The sequence below is a fragment of the Bacteroides acidifaciens genome (assembly GCF_903181435.1).
Classification (GTDB): domain Bacteria; phylum Bacteroidota; class Bacteroidia; order Bacteroidales; family Bacteroidaceae; genus Bacteroides.
On the sequence record NZ_CAEUHO010000001.1, the window covers coordinates 1393029 to 1409964 of the forward strand.

Below are 16936 nucleotides of genomic sequence, written 5' to 3' on the forward strand. Positions count from 1 at the left end.
TCAGTACCTATAGTTTTCGTTATTGTAACGTTGATTTCTTACGTTATTGCAGCAATGTTGATAAAATCAGAAAAGTTATTGATTAAGTTAAAAGTAACGTCTTTTAAAAGAAGAGTATGAAGATAGAAGTTAAAGGACATAGTGGATGCCAGATTGATGTGGTCAATGAGGGCAATGAGATTTATGTGTATAAATCCACGGCAGATCCAAAGTACATTAAGCGCCTTGTTTTGCAGGCAGAGAAACAACGTGCAGCAGCAGAGATAGAACATCAGCATATCCGTGTGCCTAAAATTTACGATATTGAGAAAACTGATGAGACCGTTGTGGTCAAGATGCAATATGTGTACTCTAAAAACTTCATCGAGTTCTTCGAGCAGGCAGGCTTTGAGCAAGTGGATTACCTGATTGGTGCATTGGAGTACTTTGTGGAACATGAGATCAGCAAAAGCAAGCTGCAGACTGTATCTTCTAAGATATTTCAAGATAAGTTTTCCGAAATCAAATGCAAGTGCGAGCACAATCCACTCTATCAGGATGACGAGCGTATTGCTTCCATTCTTAGCCGCTCTGAACAGGTCTTTACTAATCTCAAGGACATGCTTATTCCCGTAGGACTTTGCCATGGTGACCTCACCTTTAGCAACATCCTGTTCAATGGTAACAACTACTATCTCATAGACTTCCTCGATAGCTTTCTCGAGACCCCCTTGCAGGACATTGTCAAGCTTCGTCAGGATACCCGCTATCGTTGGTCACAACTGATGTACACCAAGCGATATGATGCTGTCCGTCTGCATATTGTGCTCGATAAGATAGACCGCGAGATTGATTCCTACTTCAGCAATAAGTATGAGTGGTATCGTACTAACTATCCTGTTATGCAGCTCATGAACATCCTCCGCATTCTGCCGTATGCGCATGAGGAGAAGGTCCTCTGTTTTCTCAAGGAGACTCTTGAGTCGCTACTTGATGGTTTAGATGGTAAGAGATATGTGGAGAATGTAGGAGACTGTGGAGAAGGTACTCCTTCTCAAACTTTCTCAAATCCTCTCAATACTCGCAAGAGCTTGCTTGTTCCCGTAGCCGCCGACAAACCAGAGTATGAAAATGGGCTTCCATATGTCTTTGGTTTGGACAAGGATGGCGTGATCATTTGTATAAAGAGCATCATGGGGTTGGAGCTCGAGAAGTTCGATAATATCTATTTTACTGTCCTTCGCAAGCATAATGAGCGCTTCTTTGTGGCTGACTCACTGAAACTTCAGTTCAAACGTCTCGGCATCAAGAACGCTAAGGTAGTGGTGCTCGATGAACCCACGCAGGATCAAGCTGAGACTATTTATCGCACCATCATGCTGGAACGGATAGAGGATAGTATCTTCATCAAGGATGCCGACTGTTTCTTTCACACCGACCTTACCGATGGGAATGCTGTAGCCATCTTCCCTATTGAGCAGTTGGAGGTTTTGTCACCTAAAGACAAGAGTTATGCAGCTGTTGATGATATGTACTATCTTACCAACATCATCGAGAAGACTGTGGTGGGTCGCTACATCAGTGCTGGCGGTTACGCTATCAAGCGAGTGGAGACCTTCCTATACTACTATAACTGTCTTCGTCAGTATGGTCGTCTCTACCTCTCCCACATAATCTATGCTATGCTTCTCGACAAGAAGCCTTTCCGCCCGATGATGGTGGAAGAGTATAAGGACTGGGGAACACAACGTGATTTGATGAGATACGAGTAAGTATGTTTAATAAGTCCCGAATCATCAAATTAGAAGATTAGCGAACAACAGTTCTCACATTCGCTAATTCGTGATAAGAAGAATCCAATGATTAATGTACAACGGAATCATACAATAGACTCACTGAAGCTGCTGTGCGCGACACTCGTAGTGTTCATACATTGCGAGTATCCATATAAAGTTAATGTGTTGCCTGTCACCGAGGTGGCTGTACCTCTGTTCTTTGCCCTCTCTGGCTACTTCATCTTTGGTGCAAAGCGTAAGTGGGAACGCATAGGTCGTATAGCCAAGATCTTTGCTTGGAGTGCAGCACTCTATCTACTCAAGACCGAAATGGTTCAGCTGCTGACTATTCATCGGCCTTGGATGCCTACATGGAAGAATATCACCGATCTGATCCTTTTCAACGATGTGACATTCAGCATACACCTTTGGTATCTGCCTGCCTACATCTACGTGTTGGTTATAGTCTTCCTTATAGATATGTACAATGTGTGGCGATGGGCGTTCTGGTCGATACTGCCTCTGCTGCTGACAGGCGTATTCGTCAAGTATAATATAGCTGATGTATGCCCTGAGGATATTCAGTATTTTCGCAATGCCTATTTCAATGGTCTACCGTACTTCCTTTTGGGAGCTTGTGTTAAAATTACCCTCCCCCATTTTGGAGGTAAGTGCTTGAAAAAAAGTGGATTGCAACTATTGCTTGCGTTAGTAATAGCCGGATTGTTTTTAGCCCGTTACTATTTAACAGGAAAGGATTTAGGTATGCTTGCGCTTAAGGAGATAAATCTGATGCTACTCACATACGGCATTGCTCTCCTTGCAATGCTAACCATACAAACAAAGGATAATATCATATCGACCTTGGGGCGCAACTATTCGCTCTACATCTACATCTTCCATATACTCATTATGCAAGTGTGCGAAGTCGTAGCGATGCGACTTCCCGAGTCGATAGAAAATATATATATGTATTTCAACCCGCTGGTGGTGGTTCTGCTCAGTATAGAATTTACCTACCTGCTGGGGAAACTTAGAATAATAAAAGTATGAATAATACTCCTTTGGTGTCTATCCTCTTACCAAGTTACAATGTAGAGAAGTTTCTACCTAAATGTCTTGATTCCATTATCCATCAGACCTACAGCAATTTGCAGATCGTGCTGATAGACGATGGTAGTGAAGATAATACTTGGAGCGTGATGCAAGAATTTGCAGCCAAGGACAAACGTATTGAGATATACCACCAGAACAACTGTGGTGTGGCCATCACACGCAACCATCTGTTGGACAAGGTGAGGGGTGACTATGTGCTTTTTGTGGATTCCGATGACTGGATTGAGCTGGACATGGTGGAGCTCTTAATACAAAAAGCACTTACTACAAACTCGTCCATCGTGACATGTGGTATGGTCAAAAATGATAATTCGTTCGACAAAAACACCCAAAACGAGGTAGGTTGGGAACAATCTGAAGTAGTTTTCGAATTTCTTCGTCATGTGCGTTTTAACGGTTCATTGTGGAATAAACTTGTTGCGACGAGTTTATTCCACAATGTGCGATTCCATTGTGGAATCTCCTACGGAGAGGATGCGCTATTTGTATGGGGATTATTACAGAATGCGGATAAGGTAGTACTGATTGACAAGATACTGTATCATTACAGAATGAATGATAGCAGTATCTCTCATGCATCTTGGACACCAGAGAAGAAGGGATCGAATCATCAGGTCTGGAAACTGATAACTGAAGATGTAGCCAAACTATGGCCGCAATATCTTGATGTAGTCAAAGTGAGAGCAGCCCTCGAAGACATGTGGGCTTTGTATTATGCATCGACTACATCATATGGATATGATGAGCATATCTATATGCGTCAGCAAAATGTGAGATGCAACTTGATGTTGATACTCAAGTCAGATATCCCAACAGCCAAAATGAAGTTGTATGCTATTGCGGCATCCATATCGTTTAGTTTATTAAAATATATACACAAATGATACCAAAGATTATTCATTATGTTTGGTTTGGAAACAACCCATTCCCATCCAAAATACAGAAGTGCATAGATAGCTGGAAAAAGTATCTGCCGGATTACGAGTTCAAACTTTGGAACGAAGAGACTTTTGATGTCAACTCGTGCCAGTTTGCAAAGGAAGCCTTTGAACTGAAGAAATGGGCTTTTGTATCAGACTATGCCCGCATCGAAGCTATCTATAAATATGGCGGCTGGTATCTTGATACTGACATCGAGATACTCAAGCCTATTGCACCGTTGGAAGTTCATCGCGTAGTATTGGGCACCGATGAGGATGGAGCCATTACCGCCATGTATGGTACAGAACCGAGACACCCCTATTGGAAGAAGGTGCTTGACTACTACAGAACTATGTCTTTTGTTAAGCCAGATGGTTCACTCAATATGGCAGTTGTAAACGAACACCTGCAAGAGGTGCTTGTAGAATATGGCTATGTACATAAGAACAAGTATCAGGAATTGAAGGAGGGGATTATTCTCTATCCCGACGACTATTTTCATGTGGTGAGTTTGGAGCGAGGAACCAAACATCAAACTGAAAATTCATATGCCATCCATTGGCAGACGATGACATGGACCTCCAAGACCAGCCACTTTGTGCGCTTCATTCGAAAGAAACTCCTCATACCTATCTTTGGAGAAGGCTTTTTGGACTTCTATAACAAATTACGTAAACTGAGAAAAAGAAAATAAGATATGCAAAGAATCATTTTCATCAATCTGCATACCAGCTGGATGCTTGTGCGTAACTCGCAGGTCATCTATTTCAGGACTTCGGCAGCTCTGAAACATAGATATATTCTTGATTATCTGCTTGATAGTGGAAAGTATGAGGTGTGCAACTACATCACTGAGCATGGGTTCTCACTCGTTCCTAATGATGGTGGCGCCTTGAATAAGTTCCATTGTCTCAGGTTCTGGGAGAATAAGAATATTCTGAAGAAGAACGGCATCGATCCTAAGAAGGTAACCATTCTGACAAAGGCAAGTGACATCCGACTTGATGACATCGTCATCCTCTATAATATCATGGGTAAGAGCAACTATGAGGTGGCTGGTGATATCAAGGCATTCAAGGCTCTAAGCATGCTTCATTTCCATGGTCGCAAGACCGAGAATGCATGCATGGAGAAGGCCGACTTCCAGTGTTATTTCAACGAAGTGGATCTGAGTAAGTCTTCTGAACTCTTCCGCAAATATTATCACGTAGAGCGTCCATGGGTGATTATACCTTTTGTGTTTGCTGAGCGCTTTAGGAACATGAAGCCCTTTAAGGAGCGTCAGAACAAGTGCTTTTCCACAGGTACTATCACCTATAAGGAGCATGAAGAGTTTGTGTCTGTCTATGGTGACCCTTGCGACCAACCTGCTCGTAAGTTCGTGAAGGATTATCCGGACTTCTTCAAGGACACAGTAGATTGCTACAGTAGCGACTATATGGAGGACAACGTAGGTAAGAAATATGTAGATGGCGAGAACTATTTTGTGCGTATGTACAAGAAGTTCTATAACCTCACCCATGTTGGTCAGCAGAAGAAATACTTCAGTTTCAATATGGTGGAGAAGTTTAACAATTACAAGATGCATCTCCTTGGTGAGGAGATCCTCGGTGTTCCTGGTATCGGCTATGTAGAGGGCATGGCATGTGGTAGCGCTTATATTGGTCTCGACTCGCCTATATATCGTGATCTTGGTCTTATTCCCGGAATACATTACATTGCTTACGATGGTACTAAAGAAGGTCTCCGTAAGACGATAGAGTTCTGGCAGAAGTCTGAAAATCAAGACGAACTAGAGAAGATTGCCAAGAGGGGATGTGAATTTGTGCGTATGAATTTCTGTGGTGAAAAGGTAGCTAAAGAATTGATGGCAACTCTTGTTAGCCAAAAGAATAATTGGCTAAAGGAGAATTAACGATGATTCCAGGATCATATTATTTATTTATCTACTTGTTCATAGTAACGATTGCCACCTTTTCAGTGTACAATCGGTATAGGATGAGCAGTAGTGGAGTGTTAGTCAAAGACAGTTCTAGCAACACACTTATTCTTGCATTGCTTTGTACAATCTTTATTGGACTGCGCCCGAATGATCCGGTATTTGTTGATACGGTAGGTTATGTTGCAGGATACTATTATCATTTGCATGAACCTTTTGTACTATCAGCAGATGTGGAGAATTTGCTGTTCGAAAACATTTATTGCTTCTTTGCATCATACGATCTTGGCTGGCATACTTTGTTCTTATTTATGGCAAGCATATATTTTATAGGAACGTATCTTGCCTGCAAAAAGTTCTTCCCTGATAACACGCTGATTGCATTTGTTGTGTTTTTAGGGGCTTTTTCCACTTTTTCATATTCTGTAAATGGTGTGAAAGCAGGAGTTGCTGCAGCTTTGTTCCTATGTGCTTTAGCTTACAGGTCTGATAAGCCAGTTATTGCTTCCATTCTGGCTGTTGCTTCATGGGGGTTCCATCATTCTATGACCCCTTGTGTATTGTCTTTCTTTATTGTATGGTTCTACAGCAAGCCTAAAGGGTATTTCTTGTTCTGGGTACTGTGTCTTGCGTTGTCGGCTGCTCATGTAACTTTCTTCCAGACATTGTTTATGTCCTATTCTGATGCTAAAGGTGCCTCATATCTTGATGCTGAGAATATGGCAGGTTGGGAAGGTAAGACGGGCTTTCGCTTAGACTTTGTGGTATATAGCGCAATGCCGGTTTTAGTTGGTTATTGGGCAATATTCAAGAAAAAGATAGATAACTTGAAGTACAATAGAGTTCTTTGTACCTATCTCTTAATGAATGGTATTTGGCTCTTGTGTATGTACGCAGGTTTCACCAATCGTATTGCATACCTCAGTTGGTTTATGTACCCTATTGTATTGGTCTATCCGCTACTGGATGAAGAATGTGTCTGGGGCAGTTCGAGGTTTAAGACTGTAGCCCTTTTTGCTGGTCTTCACCTTGGCTTTACTTTGTTTATGAACATTATTTATCTGTAATATGTATGAAATATAGAATTTCTGTTATAATGGGCATATACAATTGTGCTCCAACATTGCGTGAGGCCTTTGACTCAATACTTGCGCAAACATATAAAGGCTTTAAAGTCATTATGTGCGATGATGGGTCGAAGGATGATACATACGCTATTGCTAAAGAGTATGCTAATAAGTATGAGAACTTCATTGTAATCAAAAATAAGTATAATATGAAGTTAGCAGCTACCTTAAATCATTGCATTGAGTATGTTGATACTGAATTTATAGCTCGTATGGATGGTGATGATATCAGTGTGCCGAACCGCTTGGAGACGCTTATTAACTTTTTGGACGCTCATCCCGAGTATGCTTTCGTTAGTAGTGCCATGACACACTTCGATGAGAGCGGTGATTGGAAGGTGACACGCAAGGAACCGGAACCAACAATCAACTCATTTAAGCGAACTTCACCTTTCTGTCATGCTCCTGTGTTGATGCGTACAGAGGCTCTTCGTGCTATTGGCAACTATACGGCAGAACCGAAGGTGGAGCGAATGGAGGATTATTACCTTTGGCATAAGTTCTATTGTGCAGGTTATAAGGGATATAATCTTCAAACCCCTCTCTATAAGATGCGCGATGATAAGAATGCAACTATTAGAAGACATGGAATATCATCTAACTTCCGAGGTTACAAAACAGATATGGAGATTTTGAAGAATCTTGGCATTAAAAACTATTGGTTGGTGCCTACAATGAGGTTCCTTAGAACGCTCCTCATCCCCAACTTCATGATGCATAGACTAAGAAAGATTAAAGCTAAATTCCAAAAGTAATATGTCAAAGGTTTCCGTGATTGTTCCTGTCTATAAGACGGAGAAATATATTGAGAAGTGTGCCGTCAGCCTTTTTGAACAGACTTTGGAGGATATTGAGTTTATCTTTGTAAATGATGGTTCTCCAGATAATAGCATAGTTCTTCTTAAAGAAGTTATTAGTCGATACCCTAAGCGTGAGAGTTCTGTTATAATCCTAAATAAGGAGAATGGTGGTCTCGCTTCTGCAAGAATCCATGGTCTTCAGCATGCTACTGGAGACTACATCATCCATTGTGATGGCGATGACTGGGTGGATACCAATCTTTATGAGTCGTTGTATAGGAAAGCTATTGAGACTGGGGCTGAGGTGGTGATGTATCCTGTTACTGAGGAATGGGGGAACCATTCTTTTGTGAGAGAATTAGGGGATTTAGGTGATAGCTGTCAGGATGTATTGAAGAATTGGTACAAGAACTGTGTGCAAATGTACACAGTTAATAAGCTTGTGAAGGCGAACGTATATAAGGATAATAACCTTCTTCCATACGAAGGTATAAATATGTGGGAAGACAACGGCTTGATGCTTCGAGTATTTTACTATGCTAAGGGGCTTGCTCAAATAGATAATGCTACATATCATTACTTTAGAGGCAATGAGCAAGCACTTACACATAACTATGGCCGAAAGGCTGTTGATCAGATGATCAAGTGTGCTGGTTATTTGTACGATTTTTATGAGGAAAAAACAGACTTCAAGGAATACGAGAAGACTGCTTTAGCTATAAAGTTCTTTGCAAGAATAAACCTCATCACCACCACTTTCGGTGGTTTACGTGAATATTACCAATTGTTCCCTGAGAGTGATGCTGTCATTCCTTTCATCAGTGATAATGCTTTCTCGTCAAAGGGTATTATACGTTTCAAATTTGTTAAGTATAATTTGGCATGGCTTTTTGTACTTCTATTTAAAGTTTCATTATGGGTGAAAAAGTAAGACAATCCAACTTTGAACTACTTCGCATTCTATGCATGTTTGTAGTATTGACATCACATTCTTTGATGGCAATGTATGATCTGTAAACATGCGCTGATACTTTTTGCTACATCCGTATTGACATTTTGGTTGTTTGCAAATCTGAAAATCCAAAATAAGGCTATCAATTGGGTATCAAATTCTGTTCTGGCAGTTTATTTGATATCTTCATTGCCGTTTTTTGGACTATGTTATTATAGGTGGCTCGTGCAAGTGAATGAAGCATATACTGGTGTAATTGCTTTACTCTTAGTTGTGGGAATAATGGTACTATTCTATATTGCTTGCATATTAGTCGAACATCTAAGAAAATAGATTATGCATTCACTTGGGGATAAAATTATATCCTTTCTCGAAAGAAGGCTTATTTTGACGTTTTAATATAGTTATGTGTCTTGGGAGCTATTCGTATTTCTCTCTCACATTGATCTGCTATGGTGGTTGAAGCCTTAGGGACGACAGGGATTCAAAAAAACAAGAAGATTTGAATGGGTTCAATCGCTTGGTTTGTATTATTTATATTTGGATTATAGTTTGCATCTTCCTGGTACTGTGGTTCACAGTATTGGGAGGTTAGGGGCATAGTTTATGACCATTGGCTTTAGGGTATTGGTGAGCATTCATATTGAGATTCTACAGTTGGGGATAGGAACTAGTATGTGCGAGATGTATGATGTCTTATGTAATAACATTTTAAACAAGGTAAGTAAGAAAAACTTTTATGTAGCGCTTATATTAATTATTGTTATCATTTTCCTTCTGTATAAACTATGTGCTAATGCAGGAAGTGCGTAATAATGTGATAGTGGGTCGGTAGACTGGTTAGGCGTAGGGAATAATGCAGGTGGTATTGTGATGGCATTTCTCTTTGGATTTTTCATTTTGCGCATGTGCTCAATTGTACAATACAGGAGAATCGACAAAAAATGAGACTCTCCGTTCATACAATTATAAGCAACAGTTAAGGCATGATATACATAATAAACTTGAAACTATGATTTTAGAAGAAGCTTGTATCCTTTTAGGTTATTGCGCTTCGTTCTTCTTTAATTAATCTTTTAAGAATATGAAAAAAGCATTAGTCTTGGCGTCGGTGGCGTCAATGATAGATCAGTTTAATATGCCGAATATCCGGTTGATGATAGAACTGGGTTATAAGGTGGATGTGGCATGCAACTTTGTGGAGGGTAGCACGTGTAGCGATGAGAAGGTGGCGGCACTAAAGTGTACCTTGGCGAAGATGGGGGTGGAGTGTCATCAAGTGGACTTTGCCCGTAATGTGCTAAAGGTGGGGCAAAACCTGAGGGCGTACCGTCAGACGCGTCATCTAGTGAAGGAGAACGATTATGACCTGATACATAGTCATTCACCCATAGGTGGCTTGCTGTCGCGTATTGCAGCCCGTGATATGCGGGGCAAGGGTACGAAGGTGATCTACACCGCCCATGGTTTTCATTTCTTCAAGGGTGCTTCATTGCAGAATTGGCTGATATTCTATCCTATTGAGAAGTTCAGCAGCCGATGGACTGATGTACTAGTGACTATCACTTACGAGGACTATAAGTTGGCGCAGGAGAAGATGTACGCTAAAGAGGTGGTGTATGTGCCTGGAGTGGGTATTAATACCAAGGCTTTCAATCCAGCGGCAGATTATGCTGAGGTGCGTGCTGCTAAGCGTAAGGAATTGGGTATTGGCGATGGCGATATCTTGATGCTGAGTGTGGGTGAATTAAACAGGAATAAGAATCATGAGGTGGTACTACATGCGATGGCTTCCTTGGGTGACAAGCGCCTGAAGTATGTGATAGCTGGACGTGGGGTACTGAAGGAACATTTGGAGCAGTTGGCGACAGAGCTAGGTATCAACGAACAGTTACAGTTGTTGGGGTTTCGCACGGATGTTCGTGAGTTGTTCAAGGCTGCAGATGTGTTTGCGCATCCGTCGTACAGAGAGGGATTGTCGGTGGCTGTGATGGAGGCTATGGCGAGTGGGTTACCGGTGCTTTGCTCTCGTATTAGGGGTAATACGGATCTGATAGATGAGGGTGAAGGGGGATTTATGTTCTCTCCTGCCAAGAGCGATGAGGTGACTATCGCTCTAAGTAAGATTATGGTTGCCAAAGACTTGAAGACCGGGGGGGCGTACAACATTGAAAAGGCCAAGAGCCTGGACGTTGGGGCTGTGATGGAAATTATGAGGGAGTTGTATAATCCTGTCAATGTGCTTTAGACTCCTATTGGGGTACTAAGGACATTGATGTGGAGGAGAATGAGTTTAATAAAAATAACAACATATAAATGAAGAAAATTCTTATTACCGGTGCGGGTTCATACGTGGGTGAGAGTGTGCGTCAGTATATTTTAGCAAGTGCTCCCGGAGAGTATCTGTTTGATGCGGTGGATACCATGGAGGATAATTGGAAGAAGGTTGACTATAGCAGGTACGATGTAGTGTTCCATGTAGCAGGTATCGCACATGTGAATGCGGATCCGAAGATGGAGCAGCTGTACTACAAAGTGAATCGTGATTTAGCCATTGAGGTGGCGAAGCACGCGAAGGTGAATGGCGTGAAGCAGTTCATCTTCATGAGCTCGCAGATTGTATTCCACGAGAGTCGGAGTTTGAAGAGGGAGGTACTGACAGCTCATAGCAAGCCGAATCCTAATGGATTCTATGGCGACTCGAAGTTGCAGGCGGAGAATGGTCTGAAGGCCTTGGTGCAGAATAATTCTGAAGATATGAAGATATGCATTTTACGTCCATGCATGATCTATGGTGCTAACGCGAAGGGCAATTTTTCACGTCTGGTGAAGTTGGCTTGCAAAATTCCTGTCTTCCCGGAGTGGCATAACAAGCGTTCTATGCTCTATATCGATAACCTTGCGGAGTTCGTAAAGCAGGCTATTGAGCATCAGCTAGCAGGCACGTTCTATCCTCAGAACAGAGAATTGGCTGATACTGTTGAGATTATCCGCTTTTTTGCCAAGGCGAGGGGGCATAAAATTTGGATCACTCGTCTATTTAATCCTTGCGTTTGGTTGGGTAGTTTCATACTACAGCCAATCAACAAGATGTTTTCCACCTATTATTACGACCCTCAGATGTCGAAGATGGACTTTGACTATCAGTTAGTTTCTTTTGAGGAAAGTTTGAAACGTGTGGCACAATCGTTAAAGAAATAGTAGTATATGAATGTGGTTGTAACTTACGGAATCATCTTTATGATTCTTCTTGTATTGGAGTTGGCGTATTTCAAGATCGCTGACAGGTTTAATATCATCGATAAACCGAATGAGCGTTCGAGCCACTCAACGAGCGTGCTGAGGGGGGGAGGAATCATCTTCCTGCTAAGTCTATGGATTTGGTCTGTCTTTTATGGCTTTCAGTATCCATTCTTCCTCTTGGCAGTTACCCTCATTGCCGGAGTGAGCTTCATTGATGACATCCGTTCGTTGCCAGATAGTGTGCGGTTGGTGGCTCAGATTGTTGCCATGACGATGATGTTTGGACAGTTGAATATCCTACACTGGGATATGTGGTGGATTGTGATCATTGCGCTTATAGTGTGTGTGGGCGCATCGAACGTGGTCAATTTCATGGATGGTGTGAACGGTATAACTGGGGTGTATGCAATGGCATCACTTGTACCTCTTGCTTTGTTAAATAACACGATTTACTTTGTTAATCAGTCGCTCATTTATGTGGTGTTGATTGCAGATGTGATATTCTGCTTGTTCAACTTCCGCCCGAAGGGTAAGGCAAAGTGCTTTGCGGGTGACGTCGGTTCTATTGGCGTAGCTTATATCTTGTTGTTTATGATAGGTTTGTTAGTCTTAACAACAGGAGATGTGACTTATCTCATTTTCCTTCTCGTCTATGGTGTGGATGGCTGTCTGACTATCTGTCATCGCATCTTGCTACACGAGAATCTAGGGGAAGCTCATCGTAAGCATGCCTATCAGATTATGGCTAACGAACTGAAGATCGGGCATGTGAAGGTGGCATCTCTGTATATGGTGGTGCAACTGGTGCTCTCTCTCGGATTTATCTATCTCTGCCCTGATACAATATTCGCTCATTGGGTATATTTGATCAGTACATTGATTGTATTAGCTATTGCTTATGTATTGTTCATGAAAAAGTACTATCATTTGCATGAAGAATATCTCGCATCATTGAAAAAATAATAATTATGGAATTTGATAAAGATTTTTTAGATACGCTTTTTGAACAAGCTGTGACCAATCCTCGTTTACGTCAGAACTTCGATTTGCGTACTTCGCCTGCCGATACGAGTCAGCGCATGCTCAATGCATTGCTGCCGGGGACGGTTGTGCCTATTCATCGACATGAGTATACTGCCGAAACGGTAATCTGTTTGTGTGGAAAGTTGGATGAGGTAATCTATGAGGAAGTAGTTTCGTATGAGAATGGTACGGAAGAACTTCCACAAGGTATGGATGCACAGGATGTAGCCCGTAAGGTGAAATATCGAGAGATACAACGTGTCCACCTCAATCCTGCAGAATCCAAGTATGGTTGCCAAATTCCTAAAGGTGCATGGCATACGGTAGAAGTAATTGAGCCTTCGGTGATATTTGAGGCCAAGGACGGAGCGTATAAATGAAGCTACGTGACTATATCTGTATTGAAATACTTAAAGAAATTACGATACGTTCAAATTGAACACTAACTAGGATAATAAATATGCTTAATTTTCAAAAAATAATAGATACTATCTCTGAAGCATTTAGTATTCTTGATCTTTCTTATATCATTTCTGGAACTTTGACCTTTTTAATCATTCTCTTGAATTTACATATACACGACATTCATTTGGAACTGATAAATAATTCTGTAATGATTTGTTGTTGTATTTTTCTTGCATATATTGCTGGAATATTCTCATGGATAGTAGGAAAAGCTATACGATGGAGTATTCAAAGGGGGATTAATGATGATTTTGAAAAAATATATAATGAAACAATAAATGCTTTGGGGGCAAACATAGATGTGGATACCTTTACTCCTGTTTCAAAGAAAAAAGATGCGTATACATACATGTGGATTGAACTGCAAAAAAACGAGAATGCGAAAGATAGGGTCAATTTCATTCATCGTTTCTGGGTAATGCAGGCTATGTTTGAGGGATTAATGACTTCTTGTTTGGTGGCATTTGCTGCGGTGTTAGAACTGAAATATAGTTTTGGCGAAAAGTTTGCTTGGGGCTATTTTGTACTTTTAATAGCATTGTGCCTTATTTTGTTTTGGCGATGTATGATAGCTGCCAAAGAAAATGCGGAAGTTCAAATACGTGAAATTATATTAAGTTACTATAGCTATATTAAATCGAATCAAATTTGGATACTATGAACAATACTAAAGTCCTTTTAGATCTTTCAAAAATGAATTATTCGGATGCCGCGGCATGCGAAAACAATAATTTAATTCATCAGTCAAAGATGGCTCAAATTATGAGTATATGGGATGGATTATATAAAAAGGCATTGGGAGCGCTTGATTATAGTAATGAACAAAATCAGGAGATACATCGACATCATAATGCCATTTCTATTTTTGCCAGCAGAGGAGCCGGAAAAACAACATTCTTGTTATCCGTATTAGCTAGAATAAAAAATGAATACGAAAATGTATTGTGTTTGAAACCTTTGGATCCTTCATTGATTGAAATGAAGCAGCATCCTTTTATCAACATCATTGCTGGTATTCAGGAATTGGTGGAACAAAAATATGATAAGGAAGAACGATATGATACAAGGAGAGAAGAATTTGAATATAAAAAGGAATTTGATAATAACTATAAAAAAATGTTGAGAGCTCTCCCCTTTATAGATGGAGTTGGCAAAAAAGGGGTTTATGAGGAGTGGGATGATGAGGAATTTATTTCTATCTTGGGAATGGAGAAGGCTGAAGCTTCTAATAATTTGGAGAAATCGTTTCATGATTATGTAAGGATGGCTTTAAAACTTCTGAAAAAGAAGTGTCTGGTCATTTCTTTTGATGATATTGATACAGAATTTAAAAGGGGATATGAGATTTTAGAAGTAATAAGGAAATACTTGACTTCTGCTCAGATTGTGACGATAATTACCGGTGATTTGGAATTGTACGGTAAGTTGGTGAGAAAGGCTTCTTGGAAATGCTTTGATTTGGCTTTTTTGAGAAAGGAAGTTCAATATGGGAAGAGAAAAAAAGAAGAATTTTCGTTGATGGTGGATCAATTGGAAAACCAATATTTGGTGAAGATATTGAAACCGGAAAATAGGGTTTTGTTAAAAACTATCAGAGAATATCTGGAGGAGGAAAATTATTCTCTTGAAGTGCTTTTTTCTTCTCAAAGAGAAATGGAAATTGATGAATGCTATAGTCTCATAATAGAACTTCTTGGGTTGGAAAAGAATAATTTGAAAGTAAGTGAAGAGATTATTCGTTTTTTAGAGGGATTGTCATTACGGGTACAGATCCGTATTCTTACTTTATTGAATAATTTATTAATAGCGCAGGGACGTTATGATAAAAGAAAGATGCTTGCTAAACCGGAACTATCTACCGGATTATTAGATATATTTTGGAATGATATCAATCAGAAATCTCATAATGCGAAGGCTTTGATTAAAGCAGGACCTATCTATACGATAGATATGTTGAATTTTCTAGTGAATACTAATGCTTTGTATATTGGAGCAAACTTTTTGCCTGAAACGAATGATGAAATTCTGAATAAAGCCTTATTTGCTATCGGGGCAAGATTTAATGAATTGGTGAATAGAAATCATTTCTTGATTTTTGATTACTGGATGCGTATTTCGTATGTGCGTGCAGTAAGTGAGAAAATGGGGGGGAAAAAAGACAACGAAATTCTTAATAATTTTTTAGGATTTACTCTTTTGGATGCAGATGCCGGATTGAATAAGAGTGTTGGACTGGCTCATGCATTTTGTAATTCTGTATTGAATAACTCTTTTAATGATGAGATAGATGTGTTGCCAGGGACTATTTTCATAGGAAATAAATCGCCGCTGCAATTATTGGAGTATAATTATATATTATCATTACTTCCAATGCTTGGTACGATGGATGCGATGAAAAAAGAAAGTGTATTTGTTTCAATATATAAGTTATTATCTATCATCAGAGATGCTTTGTTTATTTTTAATGAAACAGATAAGAATAAAACAGATGAAAATAAAGTTGCTAAGTTGGTTTTATTTTTGAATAAGCTGGGGCAGTATAGAAATTATTTGGAGCCGAATGATGGATTACATCCGCAAATATCTTCTGAAAAGAAAGAAGAAGAGCAATGGGGAGTTTTACAGATGAAGGAGCAGGGAGATATGGAATCTTTGAAAGGGCTGTTGGTGGGCTTTATGAGGTGGTCGTCTATGAAGGTTACAGTGTCTTGTCAATTATTGGATCGTATTTTTACACGTTTTTATTTTACTTTGGTGCATATTGACCAAAATAAAGCGTATTATAGTAATGTGGGTGAGAAACTTAATCTTTATGTCATAGCATTGTTAAATGCAGCTCTTGTTGAGGATGGAGCTGATAAAGGTTGGGAAGGATTAAATTTTAATAATGTAGGTGATATAGAACGAATCTATATTGAAAATGTACAAATAAAGAACTGTACATATAAAAAAAAGAGGCAAGTGAATGAACGAATATGTTTGTACGATTGGTTGGTTCAATGTCCACTGTTGACTTTGTTCTTGAACCCTTTTGTGGTTAGTTTAATAGAGCGAAAAACCGATGTGGAAAGAGTTATGTTGAGTGAGCTGTTGAAGTGTAATCGTAATTTCATATCTTTGGATTCATTGAAAACTATAAGGGGAAAATTAGAGCAGGGTATAGAAAAATGCCGTAATAATATTGATTGGTTAGATAACTTTTATAAATTGGAAGAATTGGAAGAGGAAATAGCTTTTATCCAAAAATATATAGATTCTGGAATGGATTTATGGGAAAGGAGGGAAAGACTGAAAAGAGAAAGGGATAAAATAAAGAAAAAAATAAATGGACCACTTGAGTTGGAAAGCGGAAAGATTATTACATACAGAACTAATAAGTCTTTGGTCAATGAACAGTATACGAATGAACAGCAGAACATGAAATCTTTGGTAACTAAGCTGGAAAATGTGAATAGTGAAATTATAAGTCTGAGTAAACGACAAGAGGGGATAGCAAGTTGGATTAAAGAGGAATATAATAAGGGGATGGAATATAAACAGAATTCAGGGAAGTCCGTTTATAATATATTAAATTCCATTCCTGTAAAATAAATGGG

14 protein-coding genes are annotated in these 16936 nt (G+C 39.7%); all 14 read left to right on the forward strand.

From position 1 onward, the window contains the following. Positions 1–116 precede the first annotated feature (116 nt). On the forward strand, positions 117–1751 hold the full coding sequence (locus tag CLIN57ABFB40_RS20200) for a phosphotransferase (RefSeq protein ID WP_254871705.1): 1635 nt from the start codon (positions 117–119) through the stop codon (positions 1749–1751). Positions 1752–1838: 87 nt separating this feature from the next. Further along, positions 1839–2807, forward strand: coding sequence for an acyltransferase family protein (locus CLIN57ABFB40_RS05690; RefSeq protein WP_175629264.1), 969 nt, complete (start codon positions 1839–1841; stop codon positions 2805–2807). Further along, on the forward strand, positions 2804–3754 hold the full coding sequence (locus tag CLIN57ABFB40_RS05695) for a glycosyltransferase family 2 protein (RefSeq protein ID WP_024988599.1): 951 nt from the start codon (positions 2804–2806) through the stop codon (positions 3752–3754). Before CLIN57ABFB40_RS05690 ends, CLIN57ABFB40_RS05695 begins: the two co-directional genes overlap by 4 nt. Beyond that, the gene (locus tag CLIN57ABFB40_RS05700) at positions 3751–4485 is read left to right on the forward strand and encodes a glycosyltransferase family 32 protein (RefSeq protein WP_217703298.1); all 735 of its coding nucleotides are present in this window, start codon (positions 3751–3753) and stop codon (positions 4483–4485) included. Before CLIN57ABFB40_RS05695 ends, CLIN57ABFB40_RS05700 begins: the two co-directional genes overlap by 4 nt. 3 nt (positions 4486–4488) lie before the next feature. Further along, positions 4489–5706: a glycosyltransferase gene (locus tag CLIN57ABFB40_RS05705; protein ID WP_175629265.1), complete on the forward strand. Its 1218-nt coding sequence runs from the start codon at positions 4489–4491 to the stop codon at positions 5704–5706. A gap of 2 nt (positions 5707–5708) precedes the next feature. Beyond that, complete coding sequence (locus CLIN57ABFB40_RS05710) at positions 5709–6797, forward strand: EpsG family protein (RefSeq protein ID WP_175629266.1); 1089 nt, start codon at positions 5709–5711, stop codon at positions 6795–6797. A 5-nt stretch (positions 6798–6802) separates the two neighbouring features. Continuing rightward, on the forward strand, positions 6803–7612 hold the full coding sequence (locus CLIN57ABFB40_RS05715; RefSeq protein ID WP_175629267.1) for a glycosyltransferase: 810 nt from the start codon (positions 6803–6805) through the stop codon (positions 7610–7612). A gap of 1 nt (position 7613) precedes the next feature. Continuing rightward, positions 7614–8588: a glycosyltransferase family 2 protein gene (locus CLIN57ABFB40_RS05720; protein WP_175629268.1), complete on the forward strand. Its 975-nt coding sequence runs from the start codon at positions 7614–7616 to the stop codon at positions 8586–8588. 1105 nt (positions 8589–9693) lie between these two features. Beyond that, entirely contained in the window at positions 9694–10857 is a 1164-nt protein-coding gene (locus CLIN57ABFB40_RS05725; RefSeq protein WP_175629269.1) for a glycosyltransferase family 4 protein, read from the forward strand. A gap of 68 nt (positions 10858–10925) precedes the next feature. Next, positions 10926–11810 carry an NAD-dependent epimerase/dehydratase family protein gene (locus CLIN57ABFB40_RS05730; RefSeq protein WP_175629270.1) on the forward strand — a complete coding sequence of 295 codons (885 nt, stop codon included), beginning with the start codon at positions 10926–10928 and terminating at the stop codon, positions 11808–11810. A gap of 6 nt (positions 11811–11816) precedes the next feature. Then, positions 11817–12815 carry an MraY family glycosyltransferase gene (locus CLIN57ABFB40_RS05735; protein ID WP_175629271.1) on the forward strand — a complete coding sequence of 333 codons (999 nt, stop codon included), beginning with the start codon at positions 11817–11819 and terminating at the stop codon, positions 12813–12815. A 5-nt stretch (positions 12816–12820) separates the two neighbouring features. Beyond that, the gene (locus tag CLIN57ABFB40_RS05740) at positions 12821–13255 is read left to right on the forward strand and encodes a WbuC family cupin fold metalloprotein (RefSeq protein WP_175629272.1); all 435 of its coding nucleotides are present in this window, start codon (positions 12821–12823) and stop codon (positions 13253–13255) included. A gap of 80 nt (positions 13256–13335) precedes the next feature. Further along, positions 13336–14001, forward strand: a complete 666-nt coding sequence (locus CLIN57ABFB40_RS05745; RefSeq protein WP_175629273.1) for a hypothetical protein — start codon at positions 13336–13338, stop codon at positions 13999–14001. Then, the gene (locus CLIN57ABFB40_RS05750) at positions 13998–16931 is read left to right on the forward strand and encodes a hypothetical protein (RefSeq protein WP_175629274.1); all 2934 of its coding nucleotides are present in this window, start codon (positions 13998–14000) and stop codon (positions 16929–16931) included. Before CLIN57ABFB40_RS05745 ends, CLIN57ABFB40_RS05750 begins: the two co-directional genes overlap by 4 nt. Positions 16932–16936: the final 5 nt, after the last annotated feature.